This is a genomic window from Flavobacterium sp., assembly GCF_035299005.1.
Taxonomy (GTDB): Bacteria; Bacteroidota; Bacteroidia; order Flavobacteriales; family Flavobacteriaceae; genus Flavobacterium.
Map to the genome: position 1 here is coordinate 362,026 of NZ_DATGXL010000012.1, position 13,248 is coordinate 375,273.

The window sequence follows — 13,248 nt, forward strand, 5'->3', positions numbered from 1 at the left end:
CTTTTTTAAGAGACAAGGCAAAAGTAAAAAGTAAAAAGTTTGATTCGAATAAAGAAAAATAACTTCTTTAATATTTCCCTATTACTTCATTCTTATTTTCTTGTACTTGCTCTTTTCACTTGATTCTTTTACTTTTTACTTGTATCTTATCTAATTAAACCACTTCAAAATAGGTATCTGTATCATTTGGATTGAAAAATTCATTTATCCAAAAGTTGGTATATAAAATATCATCTCCAATGTTTTTAATATTATGTGTGTACCAAATAGGCATATCAACATAAGCTGGTTCATCACCATTTAATTCGAAATTTAGTACTTCATCTGTTCCGATTTTTCGTAATTGAATTAGGGCTTTCCCTTTGATTACTGCAAAACGTTCAATTTTCCGAGTATGAAAATGATTACCTCTTGTAATATTTGGTTTGGTTGTTGAAAAAGAAACTTGTCCACCAACTTCTAACCTGATAATTTCTACAAAACTTCCTCTATCATCTGTATGTTGCATCAATTTCACTGGAAAATGATTCGCAATATCCATATAACATCGATAGGTATTGAATAAGTTTAATTCAAATGTTGATGCTAATGTTGGAATGCTTCCTTTATCTTCATATTCCGATTTATAATGCTGTAATAAAGCTAAAATTTCAGAAACTTTCTTTTCCGATGTGTGTTGAACTTCAAGTTTTGGCTGATTATTTTTTGCTCTAATTTGGTTAATGATTTCTTGTACCAATTCACCAACATAAATCAATTTTAAATCAGTATCAATATCAATTCTTGGAGTTTCATTATGTGAAACTTGATGACAAAATGTAGCTACAACTGAATTATAAAAAGGTTTTCCGAAAGGTCCAAAAACATTTGGAATAACCAAACCTGTAAAAATAGCTTGATTCTTTTCTGCCCAATTTGCAACTAATTCTCTTCCTTCTTTTTTTGATTTTCCGTATAAATTATCACGTTCTTCCTGACTTGAAGAAGAAAGTAAAACATGAGGTTTTGAGTTCGTTCTTTCTAAAGAAGCTACTAATTTTTGAACCAAATTTATATTCGTTTCATAAATAACTTCCTGGCTTTCATGGCGATTTATGGCCGCTAAATGCACAATCACATCACATTGAGAAACAAAATGATCTAATTCATTATCCTTCTGAAAAAAATTACGTTGAAATTCGACATGCAAAAATTCATTAGGAAATAAACCTAATGTATTGTATAAATGTTTACCAACGAAACCATCTTGACCTGTGATACCTATTCTAATCATTATAAATCAAAATATTGATTCATGTTTTCTCCTAAAACATCTTTTCTGATTAAAGGCAATTGCAACAACAACTGTTTCATGCCTTCTACATCTAAAATTTCGGTATTATGCGAATGATATTCTTCTAAATCAGCTAATTTAACCTTTCCTTCAGAAAAATATTGCTCATAATTCAAATTACGATTATCAGCTGGAATTCTATAATAGTTTCCACAATCTTCAGCTTTAATCATATCTTCTCTATTGACTAATGTTTCATAGACTTTCTCACCATGACGTGTACCAATGATTTTAATTTCTGCTTCAGATTTATATAACGAATTTAAGGCTTTAGCCAAGACTTCAATTGTACAAGCTGGTGATTTTTGTACGAATAAATCGCCTTGCTTTCCGTTTTCAAAAGCATATAAAACCAAATCAACCGCATCTTCTAACGTCATCATGAAACGTGTCATATTTGGATCGGTGATAGTAATTGCTTTTCCTGCTTTAATTTGTTCTACAAACAAAGGAATTACCGAGCCACGCGAAGCCATTACATTTCCATAGCGTGTACCACAAAAAATGGTTTTGGTATCATCTAAATTACGAGATTTAGCAACCATCACTTTTTCCATCATAGCCTTAGACATTCCCATAGCATTGATTGGATAAGCGGCTTTATCTGTACTGAGTACAACTACTTTTTTAACTTCGTATTTTTCGGCAATTGTTAATACATTATCAGTTCCAATGATATTTGTTTTTACGGCTTCCATTGGAAAAAATTCACAAGAAGGGACTTGTTTTAAAGCAGCAGCATGAAAAACATAATCAACACCCTTAACGGCTGCGTCAATACTATTTATATCACGAACGTCACCAATATAAAATTTCACTTTAGGATTATTTACTTTTTTTCGTAAATCATCTTGCTTTTTCTCATCGCGACTTAAAATTCGGATTTCTTTGAAGTGTTCTGTAGGTAAAAATTTGTGCAAAACTGCATTCCCGAAAGAACCAGTTCCTCCAGTAATCAATAATATTTTATCTTTTAATTGCATCTTTTGATGTGATTAGTTCTATATATTTTTTGGCTCTAATTTGGGACGAGTCAAATGTTTTTAATTGGGGGATTCCGTATTTTTTTATTTTATTTTGTAACTCATTATTTATAGCTAATTCATAAATTGTATTTGCCACATCATTTTCATCCATTGGATTAAAATATTCTGCTGCTTTTCCGCAAATTCCTTTCGCAAATGATAAATCTGATGTTAAAATTGGTTTTTGCATAAACATTGCCTCACAATACGATGCTGAAAAACATTCTAACAATGTCGGTAAAAATAAGAAATCACATTGAGAATATAGGTTTGGACATTGATTTATTGTTACTTTTCCTAAAAACTCTATATTTTGGTTTAAAGAATCTGTTTCTGAAATTCCGAATTCACTTCTATCAATGGTTAGAAAAAACTTAAATTGAAACGCTGGAAATTGCTTTTTTAAAACTGGAATTACTTTTTTAATAATCGCTAAATTTTTATGCGGATAATTTGCCGAAATTGTTAACAATTTTATGGTCTCCTTCGATTCATCTATTAGAATTGATTTGTCCCAAAGCGATTCATTTTCGAAAATTTGGTTATAAAAATTAGTAACCGTTACTACTTTTTGAGGCACTTTTTGGGCAAGAATTCGAGTCACATCTGGATTTTCTGTGATCAACAAATCGTTATTCTTTTTAAAATCCAACATATGAAAAAACTCCATTGCATTTAATTTCAATTTTTGAAAAAACGAAATTTGTTTAAAATAAGGAGAATCTTTGTAAATATAATCTGGCTTAGCAAATCCACAAATATGTTTTGCTTTTGGGCGCCAATACGTAGGACCAAAAACAGAAAAAACAACTTCTGGTTGAAATATATGTTCAAAATCGTCTAATTGTTTGTCTCTACCAAAAACCGTTTTTGTAACAGATGGCTTGACACTATAATTTACAAATTGAAAGTTTTGACCAAAATCATCTTTATTGATTTGCGGTTGCAAATTCTCTGACAACACCACCAAAAAATGGTGTTCAATATTTCTTTTAATTTCATATAAAAAAGAATGAGCAACTTGCAAACCACCGCCAACGCGCAAATTTGAACAATTGATTAGTATTTTCATTTTACAGGAATTGGTTTCTTAATAAAATATAAAATCATAATCGGTAAGTAGTTCAAAAATGGAAATAATATTAATGAAATCATTCCATCTCTCCACACTTGAAATAAGACCATATTGAACAGTAAAAGCAATAAAAACCCTTTGTGTTTGGCTGGCAAATTTGAATATTTATTGTACAAATAAGAATACCATCTACCAATTAAAAATGAAACTATAAAAACACCAAAATATCTAAAATTAGCATACGATTCACCACTAATTAATGAAATTTGTCCCATTTCACCAAAATCACGTCCAGAAATTGAAATTTGATGTTGCCATTCGTTCAAGGCAGGTTTTTCTGCCCACATACTTCTCGGCACAAAGAAAAAGAAAATAGGTTGATAAGTACTTCCATAAAAAATCTTGTTTTTTAATTCCATAGCACCAACCATACCAGCGCTTTGCTCTATAAACGACATATCACCCGATTCACCTTCTGAAAACTCTTCGAATGAATCTCTAACCACTTCTGAAACATCTATTTTTCCTGTTTCTTGAAAATTTTTACCCACTTCTTTTAATGGAAAACTGAATAAAATAAACACAAATCCAAGAATGTAGTATTTCCAAGGTGGCATTCTAAGATTCAGTGTTTTCAAGTAATACATTAACACGAATAATAATGCCAATACTACTCTAAATCTATTTTCTCCTTGAAGAGAATAAAAGACAATTAATAAGAAGAAATAAGCTATATATACCTTTTTAAATCCCTTTTCATACAATAAAACAATTGCTGAAATAATCCCTAAACTAGTCAAAAAGTTTGAAAATGTTGAAAATTCTTCGGTATCAACATCTCTGTCAGCAATTGAACGATAGGTTACAATTCCAATTATTCCTGCCACAAAAACAGCAATTAAATAATAGTCAATCCAACGTTGTCTTGATTCTTTATAGTTGTGAAATTTTTTTATTAACAAAGCACCCTTTTTTCTAAAACCATCAGTAAAAAAATTGAAACCTATAAAAAAAGCAACTAATGAAATATCGGCTAAAAATATTGCTTTATCAATTTCACCAACAGTAATATAAGTTGAATACCACTTATTTGAGATGATTTTTGCATCCAAGAAAAAGATTTGAACTCCTCTCAATGTAACAAAAAAAACGTGAATAAATAAGTAAATTAATGACGAATTTAGAATATTCAGTTGCTTCTCTTTTACTAAATAGATAAAGAGAAAAGCGACTAAAACTATGTCTAAATAAATACTCATTAAGCGTTATTTAATTGTTTCATAAAATTACGAGCAACTTGCTCACTATCAAAATTTTGTTTTACATTTTGAAAAGAAATTTCGCCACTTTTACTTGATGAAAATTGTTTCATTTTTTGGAAAGCATTTTCAAAGGTAGCAAAACTAATTTCCTGCAAAACAACACCATTTTCTCCAACCACAATTTCATCGCAATTTCCAGCAAATTTTGTGGTTAGAATAGGTAATTTCGCAAAACTGGCTTCAATAAGAGTCAATGGATTTGGGTCATTTTTAGTTAATAATACAAAAACATCTGAAGCAAATAATAACTTTCGAACATTTTCTTTGGTTTGATTTCCCAAGAAATGAATGTTATCAGATTGATTTTCTGCTATTAATTTATTTTTTAATGAACCTTCTCCAACTAAAACTAAATGATAATTTTCTTTCTGTTGCAATTTTTGCCAATAAGAAACAAGCTCAACAACACCTTTTCTGTCTTCAATTTGTGAGACTTGAATGATAATTTTTGAATTGTTTGGAATATTAAATTCTGATTTAACTTCTTTTGAATTCTCTATATTCCAAGATTGTGGTTTTGTAAAAAAATTACCATCAACTGTGTTGGGCAAAATCAAAATTGGTTTTTCATTCAAACGTAAATTTGTAAACAAATACGATTCACTTCTTTGATTTGGAACCGCAAAAGCATCAAATTTATTCTGAATAAATTTTCTAATGGTTGGCACAATTCCTGATTTATGCAAAATACTTCCATCATGGCCTTCGCTCCAAAAAATTTTCTTGTATTTTGTATTGAAGACCGAATTGAAAAGTAAACTAAAAACTACTGTTGGCATATTCCAAGAACCTGCGTATAAAATATAATCTGGATTAAATGCTGCAGTTTTCTTTAAAATCGACGGATTAAAATGGAGAAATAAACCTCCAATAGTTGCATGAAAACCTTTGAGAATTTCATACTCAAATTGTTGATCAGAAAAATCAATTTCCCAATGACGATCAGGTTCATTTTCAGCACAATATAATACTTTTAATTTCCCGTTTTGAAACAATAGTTGTTGTTGCAATACATTAAAAAATGCAATGCGATAAGGTGTTGGAATATTGGTAATAACTAGTAACTTCATTTAGAAAGTGATTGAATATGAGTTACTAAATCAGATCTAAACTTTTGCCAAGTATATATTTTAGCTTTTTCGTGCGCAGCTTTTCCCATTGTTTGCACTAAAGAAAAATCTTTTTGTAATTTTTCTATACTTTCTTTTATTGCTTGAACATTTCTAGTTGGTATTACAAAACCTTCTTTTCCAGTTTCAATAATATCAACAGCGGCTGTATTCTCTGTTGCAATTACTGGAATTCCAGTTGCCATAGCTTCAAGAATCACTTGGCCAAATCCTTCCAAAATTGAAGGTAAAACAAAACAATGCGCTTGGTGCAATTTGTCTTGTAATTTTTCATGTGGCACATCGACTACGACATGTATTGGAAAATTATAATTTTGAATAAGCATTTCATCATAAATTCCTCGAGTTACAATGGTTAACTCAATGTTTTGTAATTGCGCTAAAGCATCTAACAAATAAGTAATACCTTTTCGTTGGTTCAAACTTCCGATAAAAATCACTTTAAAAATCTCTGAATGTTTTCTTTCCGAAAAAGTAAATTTAGTTGTATCAACTCCATAAGGAATTACTTTAATTTTATCTTCAGAAACACCTTTGAAAGTCAATGATTTTTTAGTTAATGAGCTCGCACAAAGAAAATCTGTTGCTAATTTCACCTCGCTCGAAAGAAGTTGTAATTGTGCTGCTGAAAGTGAAAACTCATATTCTTGTAATAATGTTTTTTCTGCTTTTGGATTGAATTTAATTTCTTCTAAAAATAATTCTTTAACAAAATCAGCTTGTGGATGAAATTGGAATAGAATTTTTGGTTGAATCAAATTTCCTTTAAAAGCATCAGCCGCACAAGTGTTTACAGCTATTATTGGAATATTATATTTTTGGCTTAATTTTCTTGCATGTTTGCCTAAAGCATACCCTTTTTTACTATCAAATAAAATATTTTTAGTCCATAAAAACAACATCTCATAAAAATGAGCTTCCCAAGGAATACAAACTTTTGATGAAGGCAAACCTTCTTTATATCTTCTAAAGAATTTTGAACGAATACCTAAGAAATCAGCCAAAATATCAAACCACTTTTTGTCCAATGGAAAATAAGCTTCGGTAACTAAACAATACAACATATTTGCTTCATGTAATGCTAAAGCCACTTGGTAATCATCTCGTTTACCCGCATGAACAACGATGTATTTATTTTGTTGCATTTTTATCTCTGTTTCCAATGATTTTTGCAGGAACACCACCTACAATTTCATGTTCATTTACATTTTTAGTAACAACAGCTCCAGCAGCAATAACACAATGATTTTCAATTATTACTCCAGATAAAACAATTGCATTTGCACCTATCCAAACATGATTTCCAATAACTGCTTTTTTTTGTTCCATTTTAGGATAAAAATGTGGATGTGTTGATGCTTTATCTAATGGATGTTCATCTAAACCTATTTTAACATCTGGTGCTAATGAACAATAACTACCTATAATTGCATTATTAATATTTACATTATAGCCATAAGTAAAAGCGCCAATTTTAGCGTTTTCAGTAATGATTGTATGTCCAGAAAAAACACAACCTTTTTCAATAATAGCTTTTCTTGAAACTTGACAAGAAATTGTAATTCTTACTCCTTTAAAATTCCAAAAACAATAAGAAATTATCCTTTCGAAAAAAGATAAAACATCAGATATTATTGATTTAATTAATTTCATTATTAGTTTCTTTTAGCTACAACATTTGAACCGTATTGCTCAATAATTGAATAACCTATCTCCTGAATTCTTACTTTTAAATCTTCAACCGAAATTAATTTATCATCAATTTGAATAGGATGTAGTTCCATAATTAGCATTGAACAATTTTTAAAAACAGCTTCATTTTCATTTAAAACAAAATATTCGGCTCCTTCAATATCAGAAACCAAAATATAATCTTGAATTTTATATTTTTCTAAAATAGCAGATAGCGAATTCATGTTGTTTGAGACTATATCACTTTTGGAAATTTTGCCCATAGTATTGTCTTCACCTGGAATAAATTCATAACCCGAAGCACCTATGATTTCGTTAAAGCAATTGGCATTATCAATCTTATTAATTTTAAAATTGTTAATAATAATAGGAATAAATCGAGAATCTGCTTCAAAAGAAAACAATTTTGCTTTTGGATTTATTTTTGCTAACGTGGAAGAAACCACGCCAATACTTGCTCCAAATTCCACAATATTCCCATCAAAATTTTGCAAATATTTTAATATGAATCGAACCTCAGCAGTTTCATAAGTTTTAAAATATAGTGCTGCTGCAATTCTTTTTCTAATTACAGGATTAGAAATATCAATTGTCAAATTATGAAATGGAATTTTGCTAGAAAACAATGAAGCTATTACTTTTCCAGTAAAATCATTTACAAATATTTTTGCGATTAACGCTTTAATTTTCAACAACATTTACTATTTTCTTGTAGGTTAAAAACAAAGTTAGGAAATATAAAAATGTATAAATTGGATAAGCCCAAATAATATTTGCTAAATCTGGAAAACTTGAAACCAAAATATAATTAGATACAATATAAATCGCAGTAAAAATAATTTCAAAAAACACCATTACTTTCGTTTTGTCTCTGCTTAATAGAACCATAGAAAGTAACATTTTAGCTATTAAAAAAATATCTCCAATTACTTGAATGTATAAAATATCATTTATTGGTAAAAAAGATTTTGAAAGGACTAATGGAGTTATAAAGCTTTTTAATACTATAAGTAAAAATCCGGCAAAGAGAGTTGCTCCAACAAATATTTTGAATGCAAAATTTAGTTCTTTACTAACTTCTTGAATAGTTTTTAAATTGCTAATTTTTGGGAAAAAATAAACTCCAATTGCACTTGCAATCAACAACAAATACATACTTGAAATACGATTTGTTCCTTCCCAAATTCCAGCAGAATCGATTCCTAAAGTGTCGATTATTAAATTTCTTACTAAGATTTGTGCAAAAGGAAAACAAAATGCGCTTACAATAACATAAAGTGAAAAATGAGATAGCTTTTTTGTAATCGATATATCTATTGCAAAAGAAATTGTTTCTTTCCACTGAATGGTTTTACTATAAAATAAACTCACAAAAAAGATTAGTGTTTGTGTCAAGATATATGCCAAAAGTGCACCATCTATAGTGTAAAAATAAACTAACCCTACTGTCAGAATTACGCTTAATATACTTGAACATATATTGATAGTAACATATTTTTTAAATTGATGCAATCCACTAATTACAGATAAAATAAAATTATTTATTGCAATTAAAGGAGTTCCAATAGCGACAAAATATAACAACCATTTATATTTTAAATCATTAAAAACAAAAAGTGTAAGTTGATTTTGAAATAAAAAAATTAGCAACAATATTAAACCCGAAAATAAGATATTTAATGTAAACGAAGTATCAATAACTTTTTTGAGTTGCGGTTTGTCTTCTTTATATTGGCCTGTGAGTTTCACAATTCCTGTTCCTGTTGCGCCAGTAGAAACTTGTATTAAGATTGTAATGAAATTTGTCAATTGTCCTAACATGGCAATTCCTGCTGGACCAGTAAAAACTGCCAAAACTTTAGCCGAAATAAAAGTAGTTCCTATTTTTATCAATGTTGAAATTGACGTAAAAGAAGATACTTGTACGAGCTGAGAATTTAAAAGAGATTTTATTTTTTCTTTCAATAGATTTGGGGGATTTTATTAAAATGAAAAACTATAATCTTCCGTCTACTACATCTGATAAAAAGCCTTTAACATCGTAAATTACATTTGAATCTTTAGTCAATAATTTTAAATCTAAGGCAGCAAACTCTTTATGTGCTACACCTAAAATAACAGCATCAAACTTAGAATTTGGTAAAACCTGAGTAGTTTCTATTCCATATTCATGCTTTACTTCTTCTGGTTTTGCCCAAGGATCATAAATAGTAATATTGATTCCATATTCTTTTAATGCATGAACAATATCAACAATTTTAGTATTACGAACATCTGGGCAGTTTTCTTTAAAAGTAACGCCTAAAAGCAATAATTCCGCTTCATGCAAAACAATTTCTTTTTTAATCATTAACTTCACTACTTGTGAAGCAACATATTCTCCCATACTATCATTCATACGGCGGCCTGCTAAAATAATTTCGGGATGATAACCTGCCTCTAATGCTTTTTGAGCCAAATAATACGGATCAACCCCAATACAATGCCCACCAACCAAACCTGGCTTAAAAGGAAGAAAATTCCATTTTGTCCCAGCGGCTTCTAATACAGCTTTAGTATCTATTTCAAGAATATTGAAAATTTTCGCCAATTCATTTACAAATGCAATATTAATATCACGTTGTGAATTTTCGATCACTTTTGCTGCTTCTGCTACTTTGATTGTTGGTGCTAAATGAGTTCCTGCAGTTACAACGCTATTGTATAGAGCATCTACTTTTTTGCCAATTTCTGGAGTAGAACCAGCAGTTACTTTTAATATTTTTTCAACAGTATGTTCTTTGTCTCCAGGATTAATTCGTTCAGGAGAATAGCCCGCAAAGAAATCTTCATTGAATTTTAATCCCGATTTTTTTTCTAAAACAGGGACACATTCTTCTTCCGTAACACCAGGGTAAACCGTTGATTCATAAATTACAATATCCCCTTTCTTTAATACTTTAGCGACTGTTTCACTTGCTTTATAAAGAGGAGTCAAATCGGGCTTATTGTGTTTGTCCACTGGTGTTGGAACTGTAACAATATAATAATTACAATCAGTTATATCTGCTAATTGATTTGAACAATATAATCCTATTTTATTTGAAGATTTATCAACCAATACTGATTTTAATAAATCTTCTTCTACTTCTAACGTTAAATCAATTCCGTTGTTTAATTCAGAAATACGTTGTTCATTAATATCAAACCCAATTACAGGATATTTCGTTGCAAACAATCTTGCTAACGGAAGCCCTACATAACCTAAACCAATTACTGCAATTTTTACACCCATTATTTCTCTATTATGAACCAATTGCTTGGTAAACAAAACCGATTTTTTCTAATTCTGCTTTATTTAGTAAATTTCTTCCATCAAAAACAAATGCAGGCTTTAACATATTATCATAAATCTTTTGCCAGTCATATGTTTTAAATTCGTCCCATTCTGTTAAAATAGCAATAGCATGTGCATTATTGCATGCTTCATATGCATTAGTTACTGCTTGAACACCTTTTAAATTTTCAGCTACTGAACGAGTTTCCAAATAGTTTAAATCAAATTGAATTTGTTCTAAACCAACTTTTGGATCATAAACACTAATATTTGCTTGCTCACTTAATAAATCATCTGCCACATAAATTGCTGCTGATTCACGAGTATCATTGGTGTCTTTTTTAAATGCCCAACCTAAGAAAGCTATTTTTTTTCCCGAAACAGTATTGTATAATGTTTTGATGATATTTTTTGCAAAACGACGTTTTTGATGATCGTTCATAATGATTACTTGTTCCCAATAATCAGCTACCTCACTTAAACCGTATGATTTGGCTATATAAACTAAGTTCAAAATGTCTTTTTGGAAACATGATCCTCCAAAACCAACAGAAGCTTTTAAAAATTTAGGTCCAATTCTACTATCTAATCCAATTGCTCTTGCTACTTCATTTACTTCAGCACCTGTTTTTTCGCACAATTCACTCAATGCATTAATTGAAGACACACGTTGTGCTAAAAAAGCATTTGCAGTTAATTTAGACAATTCAGAAGACCAAACATTAGTAGTTAAAATTTTATCTTTTGGGACCCAATTTGCATATATATCAACTAATTGTTGGATTGCCTTTTGTCCTTCAGGAGTTGTATCTCCTCCAATTAAAACTCTGTCTGGCGCAAATAAATCTTGAACTGCCGTTCCTTCTGCTAAAAATTCTGGATTAGATAAAATTTGGAAATTAACTCCATTTCCTGTATTATCTAAAATATCTTTAATAGCACTAGCTGTTCTAACTGGCAATGTTGATTTTTCTACAACAATTTTATCATTTTTTGATACACGTGCAATTTGACGTGCACATAATTCAATATATTTTAAATCAGCAGCCATTCCTTTTCCTACTCCGTAGGTTTTAGTTGGTGTATTTACCGAAATAAAAATCATTTGTGCCTCATCAATTGCCTTATCAACCTCGGTAGAAAAAAACAAATTTCTTCCACGAGCTGCTGCTACAACATCACTTAGTCCTGGTTCATATATAGGAATATTATTTACGTCTGCATCATTCCAAGCAGCAATTCTCTTTTCGTTTAAGTCGACAACAGTAACTTTTATATGTGGACATTTTTGTGCAATAATAGCCATAGTAGGACCTCCAACATATCCTGCACCGATACAACAAATATTTGTAATCATTGTATAAAATTTATTTTTTTAAATTATTCCAATACCAATTTACCGCTTCTCTCAAACCATCTCTCAATGAGAACTTTGGTTGGTAATTTAGTAGTTTTTTTGCTTTCTCAATACTTGCTAACGAGTGTGGAATATCTCCTACTCTATTTTCTCCATAAATAATGGGAACATTCGCGATTTCATTATCGAATTCTGATAAAAAATCTTTCAACGAATTTACTAATTCATTTAAAGTTGTTCTCTCACCGAAAGCAGTATTATAAACTGTATTTATAGCTTCCGTATTTTCTGTCAACATAGCTAATTCGTTCATTTGAACCACGTTATCTATGTATGTAAAATCACGAGAAAAATTTCCATCTCCATTAATAACTGGGCTTTCGTGGTTTAAAAATTGGGCTACAAATTTAGGAATTACAGCTGCATAAGCACCATTTGGGTCTTGATTTCTTCCAAAAACATTAAAATAGCGCAATCCTATTGTTTGAATTCCGTAGGTTTTACTAAAGACATCTGCATACAATTCATTTACATATTTAGTAACAGCATATGGCGATAATGGTTTTCCAATAACTTCTTCAATCTTTGGCAACTTTTCAGAATCACCATAGGTAGATGAACTTGCAGCATATATAAAACGCTTAACATTTGCATTTCTAGCTGCAGTCAACATATTTAAAAACCCCGAAACATTTACTTCGTTTGAAGTGATAGGATCATTAATTGAGCGTGGTACGCTTCCTAATGCAGCTTCATGAAGTACAAAATCAATTCCAGAAACTGCTTTTTCACAAGTTTCAAAATTTCTAATATCTCCTTCAATCAAAGTGAAATTTGGATTTGAAAACAAATGCTCAATATTGTGTCTATGCCCTGTTGAGAAATTATCTAAGCAAACCACTATATTGTTTTTTAAAAAATAATCACAAAGATTTGAACCGATAAAACCCGCTCCACCAGTAATCAATATTTTTTTATCAACTATTCTTGTCATTTGC

General features: G+C 30.1%; 12 protein-coding genes. All 12 read right to left on the reverse strand.

Features of this window, described 5'->3' with window-relative positions; genetic code table 11:
* Positions 1 to 154: 154 nt before the first annotated feature.
* From VK164_RS07545 to VK164_RS07600, 12 genes are read right to left on the reverse strand one after another with little or no spacing between them, the layout of a single operon-like run.
* Positions 155 to 1,273: an NAD-dependent epimerase/dehydratase family protein gene (locus tag VK164_RS07545; protein ID WP_324208772.1), complete on the reverse strand. Its 1,119-nt coding sequence runs from the start codon at positions 1,271 to 1,273 to the stop codon at positions 155 to 157.
* Positions 1,273 to 2,316 carry a polysaccharide biosynthesis protein gene (locus tag VK164_RS07550; protein WP_324208773.1) on the reverse strand — a complete coding sequence of 348 codons (1,044 nt, stop codon included), beginning with the start codon at positions 2,314 to 2,316 and terminating at the stop codon, positions 1,273 to 1,275. Before VK164_RS07550 ends, VK164_RS07545 begins: the two co-directional genes overlap by 1 nt.
* On the reverse strand, positions 2,300 to 3,430 hold the full coding sequence (locus tag VK164_RS07555; RefSeq protein WP_324208774.1) for a glycosyltransferase: 1,131 nt from the start codon (positions 3,428 to 3,430) through the stop codon (positions 2,300 to 2,302). Before VK164_RS07555 ends, VK164_RS07550 begins: the two co-directional genes overlap by 17 nt.
* A complete protein-coding gene (gene wzy, locus VK164_RS07560; protein ID WP_324208775.1) occupies positions 3,427 to 4,692 on the reverse strand; it encodes an O-antigen polysaccharide polymerase Wzy in 1,266 nt (421 codons plus the stop codon). Before wzy ends, VK164_RS07555 begins: the two co-directional genes overlap by 4 nt.
* Positions 4,692 to 5,825 (reverse strand): glycosyltransferase family 4 protein, encoded by a 1,134-nt coding sequence (locus tag VK164_RS07565; RefSeq protein ID WP_324208776.1) that lies wholly within the window; start codon positions 5,823 to 5,825, stop codon positions 4,692 to 4,694. The genes wzy and VK164_RS07565 overlap by 1 nt, the downstream gene beginning before the upstream one ends.
* Complete coding sequence (locus VK164_RS07570; RefSeq protein ID WP_324208777.1) at positions 5,822 to 7,030, reverse strand: glycosyltransferase family 4 protein; 1,209 nt, start codon at positions 7,028 to 7,030, stop codon at positions 5,822 to 5,824. The genes VK164_RS07565 and VK164_RS07570 overlap by 4 nt, the downstream gene beginning before the upstream one ends.
* Complete coding sequence (locus tag VK164_RS07575; protein WP_324208778.1) at positions 7,017 to 7,538, reverse strand: CatB-related O-acetyltransferase; 522 nt, start codon at positions 7,536 to 7,538, stop codon at positions 7,017 to 7,019. Before VK164_RS07575 ends, VK164_RS07570 begins: the two co-directional genes overlap by 14 nt.
* Before the next feature lie 2 nt (positions 7,539 to 7,540).
* On the reverse strand, positions 7,541 to 8,275 hold the full coding sequence (locus tag VK164_RS07580) for an FkbM family methyltransferase (protein ID WP_324208779.1): 735 nt from the start codon (positions 8,273 to 8,275) through the stop codon (positions 7,541 to 7,543).
* The gene (locus VK164_RS07585) at positions 8,259 to 9,542 is read right to left on the reverse strand and encodes an O-antigen translocase (protein ID WP_324208780.1); all 1,284 of its coding nucleotides are present in this window, start codon (positions 9,540 to 9,542) and stop codon (positions 8,259 to 8,261) included. The genes VK164_RS07580 and VK164_RS07585 overlap by 17 nt, the downstream gene beginning before the upstream one ends.
* A 31-nt stretch (positions 9,543 to 9,573) precedes the next feature.
* Entirely contained in the window at positions 9,574 to 10,851 is a 1,278-nt protein-coding gene (locus VK164_RS07590) for a nucleotide sugar dehydrogenase (RefSeq protein ID WP_324208846.1), read from the reverse strand.
* A gap of 10 nt (positions 10,852 to 10,861) precedes the next feature.
* Positions 10,862 to 12,250 (reverse strand): UDP-glucose 6-dehydrogenase, encoded by a 1,389-nt coding sequence (locus tag VK164_RS07595; protein WP_324208781.1) that lies wholly within the window; start codon positions 12,248 to 12,250, stop codon positions 10,862 to 10,864.
* Positions 12,251 to 12,260: 10 nt separating this feature from the next.
* Positions 12,261 to 13,244: an SDR family oxidoreductase gene (locus tag VK164_RS07600; RefSeq protein WP_414655546.1), complete on the reverse strand. Its 984-nt coding sequence runs from the start codon at positions 13,242 to 13,244 to the stop codon at positions 12,261 to 12,263.
* Positions 13,245 to 13,248: the final 4 nt, after the last annotated feature.

Coding starts and splice junctions, on each gene's coding strand:
- VK164_RS07555 (WP_324208774.1), bottom strand. CDS start 3,430: ATGAAAATACTAATCAATTGTTCAAATTTGCGCGTTGGCGGTGGTTTG.
- VK164_RS07590 (WP_324208846.1), bottom strand. CDS start 10,851: ATGGGTGTAAAAATTGCAGTAATTGGTTTAGGTTATGTAGGGCTTCCG.
- VK164_RS07570 (WP_324208777.1), bottom strand. CDS start 7,030: ATGCAACAAAATAAATACATCGTTGTTCATGCGGGTAAACGAGATGAT.
- VK164_RS07565 (WP_324208776.1), bottom strand. CDS start 5,825: ATGAAGTTACTAGTTATTACCAATATTCCAACACCTTATCGCATTGCA.
- VK164_RS07545 (WP_324208772.1), bottom strand. CDS start 1,273: ATGATTAGAATAGGTATCACAGGTCAAGATGGTTTCGTTGGTAAACAT.
- wzy (WP_324208775.1), bottom strand. CDS start 4,692: ATGAGTATTTATTTAGACATAGTTTTAGTCGCTTTTCTCTTTATCTAT.
- VK164_RS07575 (WP_324208778.1), bottom strand. CDS start 7,538: ATGAAATTAATTAAATCAATAATATCTGATGTTTTATCTTTTTTCGAA.
- VK164_RS07600 (WP_414655546.1), bottom strand. CDS start 13,244: ATGACAAGAATAGTTGATAAAAAAATATTGATTACTGGTGGAGCGGGT.
- VK164_RS07550 (WP_324208773.1), bottom strand. CDS start 2,316: ATGCAATTAAAAGATAAAATATTATTGATTACTGGAGGAACTGGTTCT.
- VK164_RS07595 (WP_324208781.1), bottom strand. CDS start 12,250: ATGATTACAAATATTTGTTGTATCGGTGCAGGATATGTTGGAGGTCCT.
- VK164_RS07580 (WP_324208779.1), bottom strand. CDS start 8,275: ATGTTGTTGAAAATTAAAGCGTTAATCGCAAAAATATTTGTAAATGAT.